The organism is Lentzea guizhouensis, assembly GCF_001701025.1.
Classification (GTDB): domain Bacteria; phylum Actinomycetota; class Actinomycetes; order Mycobacteriales; family Pseudonocardiaceae; genus Lentzea; species Lentzea guizhouensis.
Genome location: NZ_CP016793.1, coordinates 9317774 through 9339699 on the forward strand (window position 1 = coordinate 9317774; position 21926 = coordinate 9339699).

The following is a 21926-nucleotide window of genomic DNA, read 5'->3' on the forward strand; positions in this document are numbered from 1 at the left end:
CTGCAGCTGGAAGTCTTCCGGGTGCGTCTGCCACACCCCGTCGTCGAACACCATGGCGAGACTCCGACTACAGCTGCGCCATCCGTTCCCACGCCGGCGACGACGCCCCCGCCGCCGACATCGCCAGCCGCGTGACCTCCGGATCGGCGATCGGCATCTCCGGCCGCACGGCGAGCCACGCACGAGCCCGCGCGGCCAGTTCGGGCAGCCGCGGGTCGTCCGGTGACCAGTCGAACGCCTCGTCGTGGTCGAGGTAGATCCGCTGGAACTCGGGATCCGCGAGCGCCGCGGTCTTGTCGGCGAGCCACACGTCCGCCTCGGCCGGTGCGACGGCCTGCATGAGCATCCACACGTCGTGCTCCATCTGGACGCCCCGCGCGCTGACGCCGATCTCCGCGAGCCGGTCGAGCAGTGCGGCCGCCTCGGCGGTGACGAACAGCGTGGCGCCGGCCTGCAGGCGGGTCACGCGTTCCCTGGCCTGGCGGATCTCCTCCTCGCGCCGGCGCAGTGCCGCGTCGATCTCGGCGATCGACGCGGCAAACTCGGCGGGGTCGGCGCGCAGCAGCTCTTCGATGCGCGCCAACGGGACCGCGGCCTCGGCCAGGGTGCGGATCTTGACCAGGTCGATCGCGTCCCGCGCGGTGTAGCGGCGGTAGCCGGAGGCATCACGCGCGGGCTCCGGCAGCAGGCCCACCTTGTGGTAGTGCCGGACCGCCTTGATCGTCACGCCCGCGTACCTCGCGAGCTGCCCGATCGTGATCATGGCGCCATCATCGCACTCGGCCGAACATGCGTCCGGCGAGGTCGACGCCGATGATGCGGCCGTCAGAGGATCGCGTGAAGAAGCCGCGCTGGCCGGTGAACGCGCCCTCGGTGAGCAGGTACTCGTCGTCGGGCAGCAGGGCCATCGGGAACGGCGCGTGGTCGGCGGGCAGGTCCATCTCGGCGTTCGCGCGGATCTCCGGGCGGATCAGGACTTCCAGCACCAGGCCCGACCCGGTGTTCTCGATGGTCATCACCATCGCGTCGTTGTCGTAGGAGCCGGCGACCTCCGCGGCGGCAGAGGCGTTGTAGGGCAACGGGTCCGGGTCGCGGTCGAGCAGGCCGGCGTGCGCACGCAGCGCCTCCCGGACGACCGCCTGGTTGAACGGGATGCCGTCCGGGCCCTGGTTCGCCATCGACACCACCGCGAAGCCCAGCGACGGCACGAGCAGCAGCTCCGCGAACTGGCCGTTCGACGAACCGCCGTGCCCGATGGCCTGGACGCCGTCGATCTCGCGCAGGAACCAGCCCACGCCGATCGCGTCGCCGAGGTTGCTGCCGCGCAACCGGGCCGTCGGGCGGCGCATCTCGGCCAGGTCGTCGGCGTCGAGGTGAGAACAAGCCCACCGCAGCACATCTCGCACCGATGCCGCGATGCCGCCGCCGGGGTTGTTGGCCCGCCAGTGCCGCCACGGGCGGGCGATCTCGCCCTTCTCGTGGCCGACGGCGAACCGGCGGGTCATCACGGCGTCGCGGTCGAAGTGCGTACCGCTCAGCCCGAGCGGGTCCAGCACCAACGCCGACATCGCCTGCTCGTAGGTCTGGCCGGTGACGTTCTCGATGATCCGCCCGGCCAGGTTGTAGCCGGACTGGCTGTAGGACGGGCGCTCCCCCGCCGCGCCGACCAGGGTCAGGGTGGCGAGCTCGGCGACGTGCCTGGCCAGTGCGTCGTCGCCCTCGCCGGTGTCGGCCAGCGTGCCCCAGTCGAGGCCGGAGGTGTGGTTGAGCAGCTGGCGGACGGTGACCTCGCGGTCGTCGGCGAGCCGCAGCTCCGGCACGTGCCGGCGCACCGGCGCGTCCAGCTCGACCCGGCCGGCCGCGACCAGGCGCATGATCGCGGTGGCGGTGTAGGTCTTGGTGACCGAGCCGAGCAGGAACAGCGTGTCCTCGTTGACCGGCAACGGGTTCTCGACGCTCGTGACGCCGTGGGTGAAGAGGTGCTCCTCGCCGTTGTGGAAGACGCCGACGGCGGCGCCGGGGATGCTGAAGCGGCGGGCGGTCTCCGCGATGAAGTCGTTGTCCATGACCGGAACCCTCGGGCCTTGACCCGGGGTCAGGGTCAACCCGCGGTGACCCAGGTCACTGTCGGGCGGTCGCGAACCGGGCGGCCGCTCGAACGCGCGGGTCGGGGTCGTCGAGCAGGACGCGGAGGTGCTGGGCACCGGTGCCCAGCCGGCCGTACGCCTCGGCGACGCGGGCTCGCACGATCGCGTCGGCGTGCCTGACCGACTGTTCCAGGCGGTGGTGGTGCCAGTCCGGCTTGTGGCCGAGCAGCCACACGTGGGCGCGCAGGACGAGCACGTCGCCGGGGTACACCACCTGCTGTTCGCCTTCGATGCGGGCCAACCCGCGTCCGGCCGCGTGCCGGACCGCCTTGTCCTCGTGGTGCTGGAACAGGTGCCACAGCGTCGGCAACGCGCGCGGGTCGCCGATGCGGGTCAACGCGTCGGCTGCCGCGGCGGCGTGCCGGGTGTCGCACAGGCGGACCAGCCGCGGCACCGCTCGGCTGTCGCCGAGCCTGACGAGCACGCGTGCCGCCCGGTCCCGCACGCGCGGGTCGAGGTCCTCACACGCTTCGAGCACCACGTCGACGACCTGGTCGTCGCCGATCCGCGCGAGCGCACGCAGCACGTGGTCGCGGACCTCCGGGTTGCGATGCCCGAGCAGCTCGACCAGCGTCGGCAGCGCTTCGGCGGAACCGATCTTGCCCAGGGCCTCGACCTGCATGACCGGGTGATCGGCCGTCCGCGCGCTCTCGCACAACGGGAGCACCGCCTCGGCGACCCGCAGCTCGCCCAGCGCCAACGCCGCCTCGTAGGACCACAACGGGTCGGACACCACCTCGACCAGCCGGGGCACCACGTCCGCCGCGTTGCGGCGCAGCCAGTCCCGGTCATCACGCCACGGCACGTCCAGTGGGCTGAACACCCACTGCCGCAAGGCCGCGACTGCCGCCGGACCACCGATCGCGGTCAGCCTGGCCCGCGCGGTGCGGCGGGCCCAGCGCCATTCCCGCTCTGGCCTGAGCATCACCGTGCGCAGCAGCTCGACCTCGCGCTCGTCCCCCGCACCGGTCAGCTCAGCGATCGCGGCGCCGGCCACGCCGGGGAAAGCGGACTCCGCCTCGCGCAGCAAGCGTTCCCGGTCAACCGGCGACCGCGGCAACGCGTCCACGGGGACTTCGGGCCGGTGGTGAGCGGGACGGTCGGCGGTCAGCACGTCGTGGACCAGGACAGCGTCCGGGAACTGCCTCAGCCGAGCGAGCACAGGCCCCGACCAAGGCGACTCCGGTTGCAACGCCTCCACCACCCGCAGCACCCGCCACGGCAGGTCCAGGCGCGCCAGGTCCACCCCGGTCGCGGGCACGGCGTGCAGCCACGCCGCCTGCCGGGCCACCCATCCGCCGCCGCGTTCCTCGACAGCACCCACCAGACGTTCCAGCTGGTCCAGGAACAGCTCGCCGTCGCCGGCGAGCTGTCCCCGGTGTGCGTGCTGTGCGATCCGGCGCGCCTTCGCGATCCCCATCGCACCATTAGAGCTGGTCGGGTCAGGGGATCCAGTGGTTTCCGGTCACCGTGATCATCACCTGCAGCTGGATGCTCGCGCCGAAGTAGGTGTTCGTGCTGATCGGCGTGGCCAGCATCCTGTTCCACAACGCGTCCAGCCACGCCTGGCTGCCGGGGTCCGTGGTGGCCGCGACCGCGAACGGCGCCACGAACGCCGCGTCGCTGCCGCCGCTGATCTGCGTGCCGTTCAGCTGGTACCCGACCGCGATCCGCGCAGGGTCACCGCCGGTCTTGGACTTGATCCAAGCGTTCATCTTGCGAGCGGCGGCCAGCGACCTGGCGTCACCGGTCAGCGCCGCGTCCGCGCCGATCCGCCACGGGTCGCGGCAGGCGTTGTACCAGTACGTGCCGTCGGTGTCGTCGCGTTCGAGCATCTCACCGACGGCGGGTTTGGGCGTGGAGTTCGTGTCCTGCACGAAGTCCGGCAGCAGACCGGTGTTCGGCGCGTACTTCGACTGCAGCGAGGCGATCAGGTCTTGGTGCTTCACCCGGATCGTGTCCCACGCGGAGTCACCGGTCGCCTTGCGGAACGCCCGGAAGTGGTCGCTCATCCAGTCCGAGGACCGGGAGCCGTAGTACTGCCTGCTGTTGCCGGAGGTCGACCAGTCACCCATCAGCAGCAGGTTCGTGGCGGGGTTGACCAGGCTCTTCTTGATCGCGTTGATGTTGCGGACCGCGATCTGCCGGTAGTTGTAGGTGCCGGAACTGCCCCACTGCCGGTCGGCGAGAAGCAGGCCGTAGGCGGTGTCCATGTCGCCGTCGGTCGCGCTGTCGCCGCCGTTGACGCTGCGGCACGCGGCGTCCTGTTCGGAGGCCAGCAGGTCGGGGTTGTTCACCGACGGGTGGGCGAGCTTGTACTTCAGCAGGCCGTCGAAGGTCTTCTTCGCGTCCGGGTCGGCACCCGCCATCGTCGCGGTGATCACCATGCCGTAGCCCTGTGCCTCGGCCACGTACGGGAACTTCGCGTCCGGTGAGATGACCTGGCACCAGCCGTTGCCGCAGTTCTGCTTGACGAACGCGGCCTTCCAGCGCTGGTAGAAGTCGACGACCTTCGCGTCCAACGTGGACGTGCTGCCCGACGGTCGCAGCACCCCGGCCGCGTACGGGGTCTGCCTGCTGCCGAACGGGTGGCCGAGCCCCGGCTGCGGAGGAGTGCCGCTCGGTGCGCCGTAGACCTCCAGCTCCCACAACGAGTAGCCGTAGCTCGTACCACGCGCGGTGCCGTAGACCCGCACGTACTGCCCGGAGCCGGACACGGTCAGGTCGTCGGTGCCACCGTCACCGCTGGTGGTCGAGTACACGTCGGTCCACGCCGCACCGTCCACGCTGGTCTGCACGCGGTACGACCTGGCGTACGCGGCCTCCCAGCTCAGCCTGACCCGGCTGATCGCGTGCGCCGAGCCGAGGTCGACCCGCAACCACTGCGGGTCCTGGCCCTCCAGCGAGGCCCAGCGGGTCGACGAGCTGCCGTCGACCGCCTTCGCCGGCTCGAACCCGGTTCCCTCGATCGAGGACGCCGTCACCGCCTTGCCGGCGGAGACCAGTGGATCCGCCGCCTCCGCGCTGGTCACCCCCGCCACGAGCAGGCCGAGCACGAGCCCGGCCGCGCCCAACGCCGTCGTTCTGCCGCCCACAGCCGCCTCCAGCAATTGGTCAACAAACCTGCCAGTTCGAGGTGCAGGGCGACGCTATGCAGGTCAGACCCCTCGAACAAGGGGTCTGAGCCAGTTGTGCGCGTTCGAACAGTGATCCTTTGCGGTTCAGTTCCAGACGGCGCGAACGGCCTCGGCGACCGACGCGGCCTGGGCGTACCCGGCCTCCGCTGCGGGCTTGCGGCGGGCCGGGTCCAGCAGGTTCTTCCCGATCGCCGCCAGCGCCGTCGCATCGGGGCTGACCACGATCGACGGCACGCCCAGCCGGTCGGCCTGCGCCTGCGGGGTCGCGGCCTTGGTCATGGCACGGGTCAACGGCGCCACCACGACGACCCGCGAGCACCCGGCGGCGAGGTCCACGTTGGCCACCGACCGCATCCCGCCGTCCATGTACCGGCGCCCGCCGATCGTCACCGGCGGCCACACGAGCGGCACCGCGCACGACGAGGCGACCGCGTCCACCAGCGGCACGCCGCTCTCCTGGGAGAACGCCACGAACCGCCCGTCGGCGGCGTCCACCGCGGTCACCTTCAACGCCCGCGAGGGCCAGTCCTTGATGGACAACCGGCTCTCGAACACCTCCCGCCGCGACGCCTCCGACGGCGTGTTCGCACGCAACGCCGCCCGTCCCAGCCGGGCGCGTTTCGCGGCTCCGGAACCCGGCAGGGCGTAGGAAAGCGCATACCGGACGACCATCCAGCCGGTCAGCCGGGCCGGGATCTCCCCATCGGGCGGCAACAGCTGGCTCCCGTACAGGTCACCGAGCGGCACACCGCCCGCCAACTGCGTCGCGACCACCGAACCGGCCGACGTGCCGACGAACAGGTCCGCTCCTGTCAGGTCGACGCCGTGTTCTGCGAGTCCGTGCAGAAGTCCTGTCTCCCAAGCGATTCCGGTGACACCGCCACCGCCCAGCACCAATGCGCGTCCGCCAGTCATCCGGCCATCCTAGGCAGTGGGACGGTTTCCTGGCCCGTGGTCGTCGCGGTAGACTTCCGGCGATGCCGAGAAGCGCTGCAACAGGCCCTCGCGCCTGCCACGCTCGGCGTCGAGTCACCACGCAACAAGGGCGCTTCCGACTACTCGGGAGCGCGCGTGAGTGACCTGAAGTCCCTGCTGACCCAGCGGATCGCCGTGCTCGACGGCGCCTGGGGCACGATGTTCCAGCAGGCCCAGCTCACTCCGCAGGACTACCGGGGCATCGAGTTCGGCGACCACCACATGGACGTCACCGGCGACCCCGACCTGCTCAACCTCACGCGCCCGGACCTGGTGCTCGACGTGCACCGGCAGTACCTGTCCGCCGGCGCGGACATCACCACCACGAACACGTTCACCGCCACCTCGATCGGGCAGGCCGACTACGGGCTGCAGGACCGGGTGCGCGACATGAACCTGGCCGGCGCCCGGATCGCCCGCCAGGCCGCGGAGGAGTTCGGCGGGAAGTTCGTGGCCGGCTCGGTCGGGCCGCTCAACGTCACGCTGAGCCTCTCGCCCAAGGTGGAGGACCCGGCCTACCGCGCGGTCACCTACCAGCAGGTCGAGGACTCCTACGCCGAGCAGATCGCCGCACTGCGCGACGGCGGCGTCGACCTGCTGCTGATCGAGACGATCTTCGACACGCTCAACTGCAAGGCCGCCATCACCGCGGCCCGCAAGGTCGCGCCCGAGCTGCCGCTGTGGATCTCGGTGACGATCGTCGACCTGAGCGGCCGGACCCTGTCCGGACAGACCGTCGAGGCCTTCTGGGACTCGGTCGAGCACGCGAAGCCGCTGGTCGTGGGCGTGAACTGCTCGCTGGGCGCCGCCGAGATGCGCCCGCACGTGGCCGAGCTCGCGCAGAAGGCCGGCACGTTCGTCGCCTCGCACCCCAACGCCGGCCTGCCCAACGCGTTCGGCGGCTACGACGAGACCCCCGACCAGACCGCGGCCCTGCTCAAGGAGTTCGCGCAGGCCGGCATCGTCAACGTCGTCGGCGGCTGCTGCGGCACCTCCCCCGCGCACATCAGGGCCATCGCCGAGGCCGTCGGCGACGAGTCGCCGCGCGAGGTCCCGCAGACCCGCGCGACCACCAGGTTCAGCGGCCTGGAGACGTTCGAGATCGGCGCCGACACCGGGTTCGCGATGATCGGTGAGCGCACCAACGTCACCGGCTCCGCGAAGTTCCGCAGGCTGATCGAGGCCGACGACCACCAGGCGGCGCTGGCGGTCGCCCTGGACCAGGTGCGCGGCGGCGCGAACCTGCTCGACGTGAACATGGACGCCGACCTGCTCGACGGCGAGCAGGCGATGACGACGTTCCTCAACCTGATCGCGACCGAGCCGGAGATCGCGCGGATCCCGGTGATGATCGACAGCTCCCGCTGGAGCGTGCTGCAGGCGGGTCTGCGCTGCGTGCAGGGCAAGGGCGTGGTCAACTCGATCAGCCTCAAGGAGGGCGAGGAGCCGTTCCTGGAGCAGGCCCGCGTCATCCGCGACTTCGGCGCCGGCGTCGTCGTCATGGCGTTCGACGAGCAGGGCCAGGCCGACACGACCGAGCGCAAGGTCGAGATCTGCGCCCGCGCCTACGACCTGCTCACGCAGCAGGTCGGCTTCCCGGCCGAGGACATCATCTTCGACCCGAACGTGCTCGCGGTCGCGACCGGCATCGAGGAGCACAACGGCTACGCCAAGGCGTTCATCGACGCCCTGCCGCTGATCAAGGAGCGCTGTCCGGGCGCACGCACCAGCGGTGGCATCTCGAACCTGTCGTTCTCCTTCCGCGGCAACGACGTCGTCCGCGAGGCGATGCACTCCGCGTTCCTGTTCCACGCGGTCAAGGCGGGCCTGGACATGGGCATCGTCAACGCGGGCCAGCTCGTGGTCTACGAAGACATCCCCGCCGACCTGCTGGAGCTGGTCGAGGACGTCATCTTCAACCGCCGCGAGGACGCCACCGACCGGCTCGTCACGCACGCGGAGACCGTCAAAGGCCCCGGCCAGAAGCGGGTCGTGGACCTGTCGTGGCGCGAGGCCCCGGTCGCCAAGCGGCTGGAGCACGCGATCCTGCACGGTGTCGTCGACTTCATCGAGGAGGACGCGGAGGAGGCCCGCCAGGCCCTGCCGCGGCCGCTCGACGTGATCGAGGGCCCGCTGATGGACGGCATGAAGGTCGTCGGCGACCTGTTCGGCGCGGGCAAGATGTTCCTGCCCCAGGTGGTGAAGAGCGCGCGGGTGATGAAGCGCGCGGTGGCCTACCTGGAGCCGTTCATGGACGCCGAGCCGAAGGCGCGGACGGGCGGCAACGGCAAGGTCGTGCTCGCCACGGTCAAGGGCGACGTGCACGACATCGGCAAGAACATCGTCGGCGTCGTGCTGGGCTGCAACAACTACGAGGTGATCGACCTCGGCGTGATGGTGCCGGCCGCGAAGATCCTCGACACCGCGATCAAGGAGCACGCCGACGTCATCGGCCTGTCCGGGTTGATCACGCCGTCGCTGGACGAGATGGTCGCCGTGGCCGAGGAGATGCAGCGCCGCGGCATGAAGCTGCCGCTGCTGGTCGGCGGCGCCACGACCTCGAAGCAGCACACCGCCGTGAAGGTCGCCCCGGTCTACGACGAGCCGGTCGTGCACGTGCTCGACGCCTCCCGGGTCGTGGGCGTGGTGTCCGACCTGCGCGACGACCGGCGCGGCCACGAGCTGAACCTCGCCAACCGCGCCGAGCAGGCCCGGTTGCGCGAGCAGCACGCGAACCGCAGGCAGGTGCCGCTGCTCACGGTGGCCGACGCCCGTGCGAACGCCGAGCAGGTCGACTTCTCCGACCTGCCGACGCCCGCGTTCACCGGCACCCGCGTGCTGACCCCGCCGGTGGCGGAGCTGCGCGAGTTCATCGACTGGACGTTCCTGTTCCTGGCCTGGGAGCTCAAGGGCAAGTTCCCGGCGATCCTGGAGCAGCCGGTCGCGCGGGAGCTCTACGACGACGCGACGGCGTTGCTGGACGAGATCATCGCGAACGACTCGTTCCAGCCGCGCGGTGTGTACGGCTTCTGGCCCGCGCACGCCGAGGGCGACGACATCGTGCTCCAGGACGGCGACGAGACCGTGAAGTGGCCGATGTTGCGCCAGCAGACGCAGAAGCCGCTGTCGCGCCCGAACCGCTGCCTGGCGGACTACGTGGCGCCGCAGGGCGACCACATCGGTGGCTTCGCGGTGACCGTGCTCGGCGCGGACGACCTGGCGGCCGAGTACGAGGCCCGCAACGACGACTACCGGGCGATCATGGTGAAGGCGCTGGCCGACCGGCTCGCCGAGGCGTTCGCCGAGTGGATCCACCTGCGGGCGCGCCGCGAGTGGTTCGAGCCGGACGCCCAGCCGGAGCTCGCCGACCTGCACGCGGAGCGCTTCCGCGGCATCCGGCCGGCGCTGGGCTACCCGGCCTGCCCCGACCACACGGTCAAGCGCGAGCTGTTCGACGTGCTTGATGCGGAGCGCATCGGGGTGGAGCTCACCGAGTCGTTCGCGATGAACCCGGCCGCCAGTGTGAGCGGCATGATCTTCCAGCACCCGGAGGCGAAGTACTTCACCGTCGGGCGGCTGGGCCGTGACCAGGTCGAGGACTACGCGATCCGGCGCGGCAAGCCGCTGGCCGAGGTCGAGCAGTGGCTGCGGCCGAACCTCGGTTACGACCCGTTCTGACCGCCTCCCGCGTGATTCCCGGTACTACGCGCGGGTAATGTGAAAGCGCTTCCCGTCAGCGGGTGCGTTGTCCCGATTTGACATCAAGCGATGTAGCATCGGCCGCTCTGGAGATCAACCACCCGTCGGTCGAGTGAGCCCGAGGTCTGCCATGCGTTCTGCGGGGCTGGTGCTGGGTCTGGTGGGCCTGCTGTCCGGCACCGCCGTCGCCACCACCGGCTGCGGCGCCGCCGCGAGCTCGACGGCGTTGCCGCACGTCGGGTTCGTCGTCAAGCGCACGGGTGGGTCGTTCGCACAGGAGATGACCAGCGGGTTCCACGAGGGCGTCGGGCGCGTCGGCGGGGTGAGCGCGACGGTCACCGGGCCTCCCGGACAGGACGGGCACAGGGAAGTCGAGTTGTTCCGGGATTTGTCGAAGGCCGCGAAAGGCGGTATCGCCGTCGCCACCTCCGAACCCGCGCTGATGGCGCCGCCGATCGGTGAGACGTTGCGCGAACACGTCTCCGTCGTCGGCGTGGACATGCGACTGACAGCGAGTTCCGGGGTGGAACTCCACATCGGTAACGACAACTACGAACTCGGCGAAAAGCTGGCTGACGAGCTGATGCGCCGACTGCCCTCAGGCGCGACCGGGTCAGTGGTGCTGGGAAACACCACTCCCGGACTTCCCGGGTTCGACGACCGGGCCGACGGCATTCGGGGGCGGTTCGCCGAGGAACTACCGGGAGTGCGGGTGCTGGGGCCGTTCGACACGCAGCGCGACGACGAGGCCAATCTCGACGCGTGGCGCCGGCTCGCTGCCGCCAATCCCGACGCACTGGCTTTCGTGGGTACCGGAGACTGCGACGGGTTCAACCTCGCCGCGATCAAGACCGAGAAGTCGGCGAGGTGGCTGGTGGGCGGGTTCGGGGTCGACCCTCGGACGTTGCAGGCGGTGCGGGACGGCGCGGTGGTGGCGTCGGTCTCGCCTGAGCACTACCTCAAGGGCGCGGTCGCCGGGTGGCTGCTCGCCCGGCAGGCCAGAGGCGGCGCGGAGTTACCCGAGGGGTGGGTGTTCACCCCCGGCCTGGCGGTCACGACGGCGAACCTGCACGAGGTCCTGCACCGGCAGGAGTCGGAGAAGGCGCGCAGGGAGTGGTTCCGGCCGCAGATCGACGCGTTCGTCAAGGACCCCGCGAGCTGGTTGCGACCGTTGGAGCAGGCACGGTGAGGCTTTGGGAGGGCCGCGCCACCGCACGGGTGGCGACGGCGGGGCTGACGGCCGGGCTGCTGGCCCTGGCCGGGCTGGCGCTGTGGAGCAGCATCAGCGCGCAGACGACGACCGCGCACGTGCGGGAGCTCAACGAGACCAGCGAGCGCTGGAGCCGGGTGCTCGAGCACATCAACATCGCCGACAACGCGTTGCGCGACCTGCAGCTCAAGCGCACCGAGCAGACCATCGAGCCGTTGCGGAACTCGATCGGCGCGGCCCGCGGTGAGCTGGAGTGGCTGCGCGTGAACGGCGACGTGTCGGACGTGGCGGTGGCCACGCGCCTGTTGCCGCTCTACGACACGACGACGGACACGCTGCGCAAGGTGCTGGCCGGGGAGGATCCGGCGCAGGCCGACCAGGCCGGGTTCGCGCACTCGTCGCTGCGCCGGCAGATCTCCTCGACGATCGGCGCGAAGCGGCTCGACACCACCGACTACCTGCGCGCGGCCGACGAGAAGAACAGCAGCCTGCGGTTCGCGCAGATCGTGGCGTTCGTGCTGGACGCGTTCCTGGTGGGCCTGTTCGGCATGGTGCTGCTGGGCCACCGGCGCAAGATCCTGCGCCAGGCCGCGAAGAACGAGCACGAGGCGCACCACGACGCGTTGACGGGCCTGGCGAACCGGACGCTGCTCGCGCGGCGGATGGAACAGGCCGTCACCAAGGCGCACAAGAAGCACGAGCCGCTGGCGTTGCTGATCGTGGACCTGGACAGGTTCAAGGAGGTCAACGACTCGCTCGGGCACCACGTCGGCGACCTGCTGCTGCGCCAGGTGGCGAACCGGCTGTCGTGGGCGGTGCGCGACACCGACCTGGTGGCCCGCCTGGGCGGTGACGAGTTCGCGGTGCTGCTGCCCGGCGTCGGCTCGGCGGACAACGCGCGGATGGTGGCCGACAAGATCCTCACGGCGCTGGCGATGCCGGTGACGCTGGAGGGCCTGGAGCTGGAGATCGCGGGCAGCGTCGGCGTGGCGCTGTGCCCGACCGACTCCCTCGACGGCCACGAGCTGCTGCGGCACGCCGACATAGCGATGTACGCGGCCAAACGCGACAAGTCCGGTGTGGCCGTGTACGACGCACGGCTGCACGAACGCGGTGCTTCGCAGCTGACCGCCGTGACGGAGCTGCGCCACGCGATCGACCGCGGCGAGCTGTTCCTGCACTACCAGCCCAAGGCGTTGGCCGATACGGGCGCCGTGTGTGGTGTGGAGGCGTTGGCGCGTTGGCAGCACCCGACGCGTGGCCTCGTCCGGCCCGATGAGTTCATCCCGGTCGCCGAGGAGAACGGCCTGATCGAGCCGCTGACCCGGTACGTGATCGACGCGGCGCTGCGCCAGTGCCGCGTGTGGTCGGACGCGGGCTGGGAGGTGCCGGTGTCGGTGAACGTGGGCGCCGCGTGCCTGCTGCACACCGAGTTCCCCGGCGACGTGGCCGACCTGATCAAACGCCACGGCCTGCCCGCCCGGCTGCTGACGCTGGAGATCACCGAGTCCGCGATCATCTCCGACCCCGACCGCGCGGTGGAGGTGCTGCGCGGCCTGACCGAGCTGGGCGTGCGGCTGTCGATCGACGACTTCGGCACCGGCTACTCGTCGATCTCGTACCTGCGCAGCATGCGGGTGCACGAGATGAAGCTGGACCGCTCGTTCGTCACGCACATGTGCACCGACGCCGGCGACTCGGCGATCGTGCACGCCCTGGTGGCCCTGGCCCGCAACTTCGGCCTGCAGGCCGTGGCGGAGGGCGTGGAGGACCAGGACACGTGGACGGCGCTGGCCGAGGCGGGCTGTGACGTCGTGCAGGGGTACTTCCTCAGCGAGCCGCTGCCCGCCGAGGAAGTGGTGGCCTGGCTGGGCGACCGGGCGGCCGCCCACGCCTAGCGCGCATCTGCGAGTACCACCAACCGAAGATCAACGAGCCTTCAACTGCACCCAACACGTTCGCCGCGCGGCGAACGTGTTGGGTGCAGTTGAAGGCGGTTCCGGGGATGGTTGGTGGTACTTGCAGATGCCGGTCAGGCCGGGGTGGGGCGGGCGCGCCAGGTGTCGATCAGCGGCTTCATGAACTCGGCGATCTGCGGCAGCTGCGGGGTGACGGAGAGGTAGGCGATCGCGCGGACGGCGGCGACGGCGTTGACGAACTCGAGCACCTTGTCGTCGAGTTCGCGTGTGTTGTTGGCGCGGGCACCGCGGTTGTAGGCCGCTTCGAGGTCCGGCCCGAGCGAGGCGAGGTCCCACTCGACCGGCCCGTAGGTGATGAGCTCGAAGTCGGAGAACAACGGCCCGTTCGTGCTCGCGAAGATGTTCGCGGGCGGGCAGTCGCCGTGGATCGGCTGCAGCGCGATTCCGGGGAACCGCTTTTCGAATTCGGCCTGTTCCCGCACGGCCGGTTCGAGCTGCGCCCATTCGCGTTCCGCGCGTTCGCGATCGGCGGGGTCGAGCAGGTCCGGGTGCTTTTCCAGAATGCGGAAGGATTCGGTGATGAACTGCGGTTCCGCCGTGCCGAGGAACTGCAGTTCACCGGGGTAGTCCTTCAGCGCCGCATGCAGTTCGGCGGCCTTTTCCGAGTTCGCGACGTAGTCCGGTTCCCCGCTCCTGTCCTCTTCCACGAACGGCCAGAACGTGATGGAGAACCCGTCGCGCTGCACCGGTTTCGCCGACACGTCGTCCGCGGGCGGGATCACCGGCGTGCCCTGGTTCGCGAGCCACCGGGCCACGTCGAGCTCACGCTGCTGGCGGGCGGTGGTGGCGTCGAGGTCCTCGGTGTGCGGCAGGACCACCGGCACGCGGGCCACGACGGGGCTCGGCGCCAGGTGGACGACGACGGAGAAGAGCTCGTAGAGCACCTTCGGTTCGGTGATGGTGAGCCCGAGGTCGCGACCTGCCGCCACGGCCGCGTCCTTGGCGGCGGTGGTGCGCCGGGCGATGTCTTCTGGGGTCGCGAAGGCTGTCATGGCACGATCGTGTCACGACAGCCCGCGCGACCGCAGATCATTTATCAGTGACCGCAGCAGGCGTGGTCCGCCCACTCCGGCTCGTGCCACCAGTGCTCGTTCTCCGCCGACGCCAACGGCGCCAAAGCCTCGGACGACGCCATCACCCGCTGCCCCTGATAAGGCTTCAGCAGATCGGCAACGGTGTGCAGCCGCCCGCCGACCATCACCTGCCGCACGTCCGCCGCCGCCTTGATGTCGACCAGTGGGTTGCCGGAGACGAACGCGATGTCCGCCGGCGCCCCCGGCTTCAGCGACCCGAGCGGCAGCCCCAGCCACCGCGCCGGGTTGCGGGTCGCGGTGATCAGCGCCTCCCGCGGCGTGAAGCCGAACTTCACCATCGCGCGCAGGTTCATGTGCGTGGCGGTGGCGGGTGCGTCCAGAGGCGCGTCGGTGCCGCAGATGACCAGGCCGCCGCCGCGGTGGACGGCCAGGGCGAACTCGACCCAGCCGCGCAGGATGTGCAGCGAGGAGGTGGCGCCGCCGGAGTTCGCGTCGGCCAGGTAGCGCTCGTACTCCCACGGCGGGAAGAGGACGCGGGTGCGTTCGTCCAGGGCCAGCGACCTGTCCTCGGCGAACAGGGCGCGGTTGTGGAACAGGGTCGGGGTCATGGACATGCCGGTGCGGGTGAACAGCGCGACCACGTCGGAGTAGGCGCGGCCCTGGCGGGAGACGGTGTGGGAGTAGCCGAGTCGGTTGGTGGCGCCGACGTGTTCCATGCCGTTCATGCCGATGTTCGCGGCCGGGTAGAGGTAGTGCGAGGACAGCGGCACGCGGGAGCGCTGGACGGCCGCGCGTTGCAGTTCGACGGGCAGGCGGACGTAGGTCTTGAGCATGTCGTAGCCGAGCTCGTGGGCGCGGCGCAGTTCGAGGTCGAGCTGGGCGCGCGAGAGGGTCGGGCGCATGAAGTTGTAGTAGACGCGGGAACCGTCGACGGCCTCGCCGGTCGCGTAGAAGCGGGGGCCGGTCAGGGTGCCGGCGGCGAGCGCTTCGCGGGTCTCGACCATCTGGTAGACCGGGTCGCCGGGTGAGCGGACGGTGGTGATGCCGTAGGCGAGCCACACGTTGCCCTGGCGCGCGCCCCAGGCCCGGCCGCGCAGGTGCCAGTGGTTGTGGGCGTCGATCAGGCCGGGGATGGCGGTCAGCGTGCTCGCGTCCACGTCGGCGCGGCCCCGGTGCGGGCGGACGTCCTCGACTCGGCCGTTCTCCACGACGATGTCGACGTTCGAACGCAGCCGCTCGGCCTCGCCGTCCCAGTAGGCGCCGACGTGGATCACCTGACGATCCGGTGCCTTCGGCCTGCGCCACGTCAACCCGACCCGGATGGTGTTGACCGATCCGTCCAAGGTGGACTTCCGCAGGCGGCCGTTGTTCAGGTACACCAACGCGTTGTTGCCGTGCCACGCCAGCGAGTCGGTGACCTCACGGGTGACCTGCCGCGGTGTGCCGAGGAAGCGGCCCTTGCCGTCGACGGCGACGACGAAAGCCACGCTCTCCACGACGAACGCCAGCTGCTTGCCGTCCGGTGACCACACCGGGCCGTCGTCGCCGCGGGTCGCGATCGAGCGGAACGGCATCGGCTCGGTGTACCTGAGCTCGCCGCTGACCAGGTCCACGGTGAGGACCTGGCTGGTGCCCTCGCGGAACCGGCGGGAGAACGGCTTCACCGCGGCCAGCGCGACGACCGTGCCGTCGGCGGACCAGGTCGGGCGGCCCGGCTGGAACAACGTCGGCGTCACCTGGCGGCGACCGGCCGCGTCGACGACCCACACCTGGCCGTCCTGGTCGACGTAGGCGACCTTCGACCCGTCCGGCGAGAACCGCGGCGTGGTCTGCGCGTGCGGCGCCGGGGCGTACGCGGTGTCGTCACCACTGCGCAGGTCACGCACCCGCAACTGCGCCACACCCGACCGGTCGCTCGCGTACAGCACCTTCGTGCCGTCGGGCGAGAAGTCCGGGTCGGAGTCGAAGTACGCGCCGTCGGTGAGCTTGGTCGTGCGGCCGTCGCTGACCAGCCACAGCGCGTTCAACGCCCGGAACGCGATCTTCGACCCGTCGCGGGACACCACCGGGCTCGCGATGCCCTTGACCTGACCACCGGTGAGGGTGCGCGCCCGGTGCTGCCGTGGCGTGCGGACCGGAACCGCCGCCTCGAACGGGATGTCCTTTGTGGACCCGCCTGCCAGCAGCCGGATCTTGCCGTCCGCCGTGTACAGCACGCTGTCGCCGTCCCACAGCGGCGCGAACCCGAACACGTCCTGCCCGGTGACGACCGCCCGGTCGCCGAGCACCAGGTCGGCCTGACCGGGCCGCATCAGCGTGTAGGAGGGCAGCCCGCCCGGCCCGAAGCTCGCCCCGAACAGCTGCGCGCCCGCCGGTGCGGTGACCAGGCGTTCGCGCGTGCCGTCCAGCGACACCGCGTCCACGGCCGCGGTGCCGACGGTGAAGATCAGCCGCTTGCCGTCGGGTGACCACTGCGGTGCGGCCGCCTCGTCCGGCACGCCGGTGAGCTGGGTGATCGCGCCGGACCGCACCTCCAGCACGTAGACGCCGTAGCTGCCGTCGCGATCGCTGGTGAAGGCGATTCTGGTGCCGTCCGGCGAGAACGCGGGCTCGCGGTGGTCGAACCGCCCGCTGGTCAGCTGCCGGACATCGCGACCGGCGAGGTCGGTGACGTACAGGTGGTAGTTGCCGTCCCGATAGGACTGGAACGCGATCTGGTTTCCCGGCCCGAACGACGGCAGTGACGCGTCCTGCAGGTCGTCGGTCAGCCTGCGCGCGACGCCACCGGTGGCCGGCAGCACCCAGATCGCGGTGACCAGGTCGATCGCGAGCCACCTGCGGTCCTTCGACCGGGTCACGGAGATGTTGGTGCCCTGTGTCAGCGTGACCAGGTCGTGCGGTTTCGCCTCGGCGGCACCGGGGGTGAGCGTGGACGCGGCGGTGGCGACGGCGGCGGCCTGGCCGGTGCGGGTCAGCAGTTCACGACGAGACAGGTCCATGCGTGGCACTCCCCCAACTTTCGATCCCCTAGGAGGTCCACCCTGCCACCGCACCCGGCGGGCACTATCCACCATTCGGCCCAGCGTCCAGGATGTGAACGCCGGGCCGCACGCCCTTGCGTCAGGCCACCGCCGCGTACACCAGGGCGAGGATCGAGCTGGGACAGCAGATCACGAAGAGCCCCACCGCGCCGTAGAACGGCTCCTTCTTCACGACCATGGCGGCCAGGCCACCGGTTCCGGCCAGCACGGAGGCGAGCAGCAACACCAGTACCAGGTAGGACATGTTCTTCTTCCTTCGCAACGAGAATCCGGGTCACGGCACGCGGGGGCGTGCGGTGGTGCCCGGCACGAAGGTGTGCCCGGTGTCCTGGACGTCGTTGCCCGGCAACAGGTCTCGTGTCGCGGCGTCGTCTCGGGCACGGGACCCGCGGCCGCGGCGGGCCGCCACGCCCAGCCGGTGTCCGGGGCGGCGGGAACGGCGGTGGCACCGGCCGAGACCGAGACGCTGCTGGGCAGGTGCCGGTCCCCGATGTCCTCGTGCTCCCGGTGACCGGGGATCAGCGCCAGCAGCAGGACGAGCAGCAGCGCCGGCGCGGCACGGTTCACGTCGTGGTCGTCCCTGCCCGCTTGCGTGCGAGGAACCCCGCGACCGGCTCGACGTAGCGGGCGGCGATCGGGCCGATCACGGCCATCAGCAGCACGTACGCGGTCGCCAGCGCGGCGAGCTGCTCGCTGACCATGCCGGACGCGACCGCGAGGCCGGCGATCACGATGGAGAACTCCCCGCGCGCCACCAGCGCGGCTCCCGCACGGGCCCGGCCCATCGGCCCGACGCCCTGCCTGCGTGCCGCCCACCAGCCGGTCGCGACCTTCGTCAGGGTGGTCACCACGGCGAGCGCCACCGCGACGCCGAGCACCGGCGGGATCGAGCGCGGGTCGGTGTTGAGGCCGAAGACCACGAAGAACATCGCCGCGAACAGGTCGCGCAACGGTTCCAGCAGCCGGGCGGCGTTCTCCGCGGTCGAGCCGGAGATCGCGATGCCGAGCAGGAACGCGCCGACCGCCGCCGAGACCTGCAGCTGGGACGCGACCCCGGCCACGAGCAGTGCGGAACCGAGGAGCTTGAGCAGGAACACCTCGTGGTCCGGACTGTCCACAACGGCCGAGATGACCCGGCCGTACTTCAACGCGACCACGAGCACGATGGTGATCGCGAGCAGCGAGATGCCGACGGAGGTGAGGCCGCCGAGGAAGCTGACCCCGGCGAGCAGCGCGGTGAGGACCGGCAGGTAGACCGCCATCGCGAGGTCCTCGAAGACCAGCACCGACAGGACCACCGGTGTCTCGCGGTTGCCCAGGCGCCCGAGGTCGCCGAGCACCTTCGCCACGATCCCGGACGAGGAGATGTAGGTGACGCCGGCCATCGCCAGCGCGCCAACAGGTCCCCAGCCCAGCAACAACGCCACCACGGCGCCGGGCGTGGCGTTGAGGACGATGTCGAGCAGGCCCGCGGTCCAGGACTTCTTCAGCCCGGTCGTGAGCTCGGAGGCCGAGTACTCGAGACCCAGGAACAACAACAGCAGCACCACGCCGATCTCGCTGGCGAGGTGCGCGAACTCCTCGATGCCGTGCAGCGGGACGATGCCACCGGCGCCGAACGCGAGGCCGCCGATCAGGTAGAGCGGGATGGGCGAGATGCCGAACCTCCAGGCCAGCCGCCCGAGCAGGCCCAGCCCGAAGAAGACCGCACCCAGTTCGATCAGCGCGATCGTGGTGTCGTGCACTGTGCTTCAGCCGCCCGTCAGGATCTCGGCGGCCGTGTCGAGGCCGTCCGCGGTGCCCACGACGACCGCGAGGTCACCGTCGGAGAACAGGAACTCCGGCCCCGGCGAGGGGTGCGCGGTGCCGGCCCGCACGACCGCCACGACCGACGCGCCGGTGCGGGTGCGCAGGGCGGTGTCGCCGAGCGTGCGGTGCGCGAACGCCGTGACCGGCAGCTGGCGCGTGGTGATGCCGGTGATGTCGTGGTGCTCGCGGCTCAGCTGCGTGACGAGCTGGGGTGCGCCGAGCAACCCGGCGAGCGTGCCGGCCTCCTCGGGGGCGAGCGGTATCGACGCCGCCGTCGCGTCCGGGTCGTCCTGTTTGGACAGTATGAGCTCGAACCTCCCGTCCCGGTAGGTGATCACGCCGATCCGGCGGCCGGAGCGGATGCTGAAGTCCTGCCGGACCCCGATGCCGGGCAGGGGCGTCACTTCGACGTTCACTGGCGTGCTTCCTGACTGGGGTTGTGGAGGTTCTAGGGTTCGATCAGCCCGGCGCGGATCGCGTACCGGGTGAGTTCGAGGCGGTCCTTGAGGCCGAGCTTCTGCAGCAGGTTGGCGCGGTGCCGTTCGACCGTCTTGACGCTGATGAACAGCATGTCGCCGATCTCCTTGGAGGAGTGGCCCTCCGCGACCAGCTTGAGGATCTCCTCCTCGCGGTCGGTGATGGCCCGCGACGGGATCCCGCCGCCCTCGCGAGCGCGGTCGAGGTAGTTGCGGATCAACGAGTTCACCGCGCCGGGGTAGAGGAACGGCTCGCCGCGCATCGCCGCCCGGCACGCCTCGACGAGGTCGCGGTCGGCCACCGACTTGAGCACGTACCCGGACGCACCGGACTTGAGCGCCTCGAAGAAGTACTGCTCGTTGTCGTACATCGTGAGGATGAGGATCCGCAGGTCCGGCAGCAGCTTCGACAGCTCGCGCGCGGCCTGCAGGCCGGTCAGCCGCGGCATGGCGATGTCGAGGATCGCGAGGTCGGGCTGTTCGGCGCGGGCCTTGGTGATCGCCTCGGCGCCGTCACCGGCCTCGGCCACGACGGTGAGGTCCGGTTCGTTGTCGAGGATCAGCCGGACGCCGCGGCGCACCAGCGCGTGGTCGTCGGCGAGCAGGATGCGCGTCTTCACCGGCTCGGCACCACCAGGCGGACCTCCGTGCCGCGGGGTGGCGCGGTGATGGCGAGCTCGGCACCGACGAGCAGCGCTCGTTCCCTCATCCCGCGGATGCCCGCGCCTTCCTGCGCGTCACCGATGCCGCGTCCGTCGTCCTTGATGCGCAGCTCGACCCCGTCGGGGTGCCCCTGCAGCGAGAGGTCCACTGTGGACGCGGCGGCGTGGCGGACGGTGTTGGTGAGCCCCTCCTGCGCGACCCGGTAGACGACGAGCTCGGTCTCGGCGTCCAGCTCGGGCAGGTCCTTGGCGAACCTCCTGGTGACGGCGAGCCCGGTGGTGATCTCGGCCGTCAGCGCCTTGAGCGCGCTGACCAGCCCCAGCTCCTCCAGCACACCGGGCCGCAACCGGCGCGCGATGCGGCGGATCTCGTCGAGCGTGCTGCGGGTGGTCTCCTGCACCTGCCGCAGCTCCTCGCGCATGTGCCGCGGCGACTGGTCGGCGACCCGCTTGAGCTCCAGCAGCACCACCGTGAGCGACTGCCCCACCTCGTCGTGCAGCTCCTGCGCGATCCGCTTGCGCTCGGCCTCCTGCGCGCTGAGGGCCCGCGCCGAGCTGAACCCGCGCTCGGCCTCCAGCCGGTCGATCATCGCGTTGAACGTGGTGATCAGCTCGGCGATCTCCCCGTGCCCCTTCGCCGTGAGCCGCGGTCCGGGCTTGAGCAGGTCGATGGTGGTCATCGCCCTGGTGAGCCGGTCCAGCGGCGCCAGCCCCACCCTGATCAGCAGCGCGTTGGCGACCAGCATGGCCACCAGCCCCGCGCCCACCACGACGATCTCGCCGAGCAACGCCGGCGTCGACACCGTGACCGGGCTGAACACCAGCAACGCGGCCGCGACGACCAGCACCAGGGCGTTGAGCAGGAAGATCCGCCCGAACAACGACACGCGCCTCGCCTCTCCGTCTTCCCTTCCCGCCACGCCCTGCGAGGCTGACGGGCGCACCCACCACGTGTCCATCCGTGGTGACACCCATGTTCGGGGTGCGCGGGTTTCGGTGCAGGCCGGATCTGGATGCCGGAGGGATCGCTTCTCGTGGCGTGCGCGGGAGATCGTGAAGAGACGTCTCAACCGCGTTGGCGGGGTCAAGCTGCCGCACGCGTCGCTGATCGCGGCGGGACTGCTCCTGGCCGGCTCAGCAGGCGCGGCCAGGAGTCGAACGTGAGCTGAGCCTCAGAGCGCGAGCGCGCCCTCGATGCGGGCGACCATGGCGTCCTCGGCGTCGACGACCACACCGTCGGCCTCCGCCACCTCACGCGCGATCGCCAGCACCGCGCGCGGGAACGTCGCCGCGTCCTCCGGTGAGCGGGCGGTGAGGATCTTCATCGACGCGCGCAGGGCCTCGAGGACCACGGGCTCGATCTCCTCGTCGCTGCCCGCCGGCACGGACGGGCGGGCGGCGCCCATCACCAGGCGCAGGTCGGGCGAGAGGTGTGACAGGGCGCGCAGGCCGGCGAACCGCTCCTCCAGCACGGGGCCGGGGTCGGCGTGGGAGACCAGCAGCATCGCGCCGTACACGGCGGTGCGCAGCGTGCGGCTCTCCTCGTCGGTGAAGAAGATCATGGCTCTCACCCTATGTCGTGTGGTTCGGAGGTCTTGACAGCAGGACTCGCCGCCGGGCTCGCGGTTGCGTGCCGTGGCCCAACTGCGACGTGGCTCATGACCGAGGTGTTCAGCTCAGGGCGAAATCGGCGCGATGCGGGCGTACATTCACGCGCTCGAGCGTTGACACAATCTGACAGTCCAACCCCTGGAGGA

General features: G+C 70.7%; 16 protein-coding genes and 1 riboswitch. Of the genes, 3 read left to right on the forward strand and 13 right to left on the reverse strand.

Annotated features, from left to right (window positions below; translation table 11 throughout):
* Positions 1-67: 67 nt before the first annotated feature.
* From BBK82_RS44385 to BBK82_RS44405, 5 genes are all read right to left on the reverse strand, one after another.
* Positions 68-763, reverse strand: a complete 696-nt coding sequence (locus BBK82_RS44385; RefSeq protein ID WP_065920269.1) for a MerR family transcriptional regulator — start codon at positions 761-763, stop codon at positions 68-70.
* A 7-nt stretch (positions 764-770) separates the two neighbouring features.
* Complete coding sequence (locus BBK82_RS44390) at positions 771-2066, reverse strand: serine hydrolase domain-containing protein (RefSeq protein WP_065920270.1); 1296 nt, start codon at positions 2064-2066, stop codon at positions 771-773.
* Positions 2067-2121: 55 nt separating this feature from the next.
* On the reverse strand, positions 2122-3567 hold the full coding sequence (locus tag BBK82_RS44395) for a HEAT repeat domain-containing protein (protein WP_065920271.1): 1446 nt from the start codon (positions 3565-3567) through the stop codon (positions 2122-2124).
* Between the two features lie 22 nt (positions 3568-3589).
* Positions 3590-5242, reverse strand: coding sequence for a glycosyl hydrolase family 8 (locus BBK82_RS44400; protein ID WP_065920272.1), 1653 nt, complete (start codon positions 5240-5242; stop codon positions 3590-3592).
* 126 nt (positions 5243-5368) lie between these two features.
* Positions 5369-6199 (reverse strand): patatin-like phospholipase family protein, encoded by an 831-nt coding sequence (locus tag BBK82_RS44405; protein WP_065920273.1) that lies wholly within the window; start codon positions 6197-6199, stop codon positions 5369-5371.
* Between the two features lie 61 nt (positions 6200-6260).
* A riboswitch (S-adenosyl-L-homocysteine riboswitch) is annotated at positions 6261-6342 on the forward strand.
* A 13-nt stretch (positions 6343-6355) separates the two neighbouring features.
* Between BBK82_RS44405 and metH the strand changes: the two genes are divergently transcribed.
* The 3 genes from metH to BBK82_RS44420 all read left to right on the forward strand — a co-directional run bounded on the left by metH (position 6356) and on the right by BBK82_RS44420 (position 13066).
* The gene (gene metH, locus BBK82_RS44410) at positions 6356-9937 is read left to right on the forward strand and encodes a methionine synthase (protein ID WP_065920274.1); all 3582 of its coding nucleotides are present in this window, start codon (positions 6356-6358) and stop codon (positions 9935-9937) included.
* Positions 9938-10088: 151 nt separating this feature from the next.
* The gene (locus tag BBK82_RS44415) at positions 10089-11147 is read left to right on the forward strand and encodes a sugar ABC transporter substrate-binding protein (protein ID WP_065920275.1); all 1059 of its coding nucleotides are present in this window, start codon (positions 10089-10091) and stop codon (positions 11145-11147) included.
* Entirely contained in the window at positions 11144-13066 is a 1923-nt protein-coding gene (locus BBK82_RS44420; protein WP_154697876.1) for a putative bifunctional diguanylate cyclase/phosphodiesterase, read from the forward strand. Before BBK82_RS44415 ends, BBK82_RS44420 begins: the two co-directional genes overlap by 4 nt.
* Before the next feature lie 134 nt (positions 13067-13200).
* Here BBK82_RS44420 and BBK82_RS44425 read toward each other — a convergent pair whose 3' ends face one another.
* The 8 genes from BBK82_RS44425 to BBK82_RS44455 all read right to left on the reverse strand — a co-directional run bounded on the left by BBK82_RS44425 (position 13201) and on the right by BBK82_RS44455 (position 21731).
* Entirely contained in the window at positions 13201-14139 is a 939-nt protein-coding gene (locus tag BBK82_RS44425; RefSeq protein ID WP_065920277.1) for a phosphotransferase, read from the reverse strand.
* Between the two features lie 44 nt (positions 14140-14183).
* Positions 14184-17180: an amidohydrolase family protein gene (locus tag BBK82_RS44430; protein ID WP_065920278.1), complete on the reverse strand. Its 2997-nt coding sequence runs from the start codon at positions 17178-17180 to the stop codon at positions 14184-14186.
* Between the two features lie 121 nt (positions 17181-17301).
* The gene (locus BBK82_RS51275) at positions 17302-17466 is read right to left on the reverse strand and encodes a hypothetical protein (RefSeq protein ID WP_154697877.1); all 165 of its coding nucleotides are present in this window, start codon (positions 17464-17466) and stop codon (positions 17302-17304) included.
* Between the two features lie 319 nt (positions 17467-17785).
* Positions 17786-18967, reverse strand: coding sequence for a cation:proton antiporter (locus BBK82_RS44435; protein WP_065920279.1), 1182 nt, complete (start codon positions 18965-18967; stop codon positions 17786-17788).
* Between the two features lie 6 nt (positions 18968-18973).
* Positions 18974-19447 carry a cation:proton antiporter regulatory subunit gene (locus BBK82_RS44440; RefSeq protein WP_065920280.1) on the reverse strand — a complete coding sequence of 158 codons (474 nt, stop codon included), beginning with the start codon at positions 19445-19447 and terminating at the stop codon, positions 18974-18976.
* A gap of 32 nt (positions 19448-19479) precedes the next feature.
* On the reverse strand, positions 19480-20127 hold the full coding sequence (locus BBK82_RS44445) for a response regulator (RefSeq protein ID WP_065920281.1): 648 nt from the start codon (positions 20125-20127) through the stop codon (positions 19480-19482).
* On the reverse strand, positions 20124-21089 hold the full coding sequence (locus BBK82_RS44450) for a HAMP domain-containing sensor histidine kinase (RefSeq protein WP_237047920.1): 966 nt from the start codon (positions 21087-21089) through the stop codon (positions 20124-20126). The genes BBK82_RS44445 and BBK82_RS44450 overlap by 4 nt, the downstream gene beginning before the upstream one ends.
* Positions 21090-21341: 252 nt before the next feature.
* Positions 21342-21731, reverse strand: coding sequence for a hypothetical protein (locus BBK82_RS44455; protein WP_065920283.1), 390 nt, complete (start codon positions 21729-21731; stop codon positions 21342-21344).
* Positions 21732-21926: the final 195 nt, after the last annotated feature.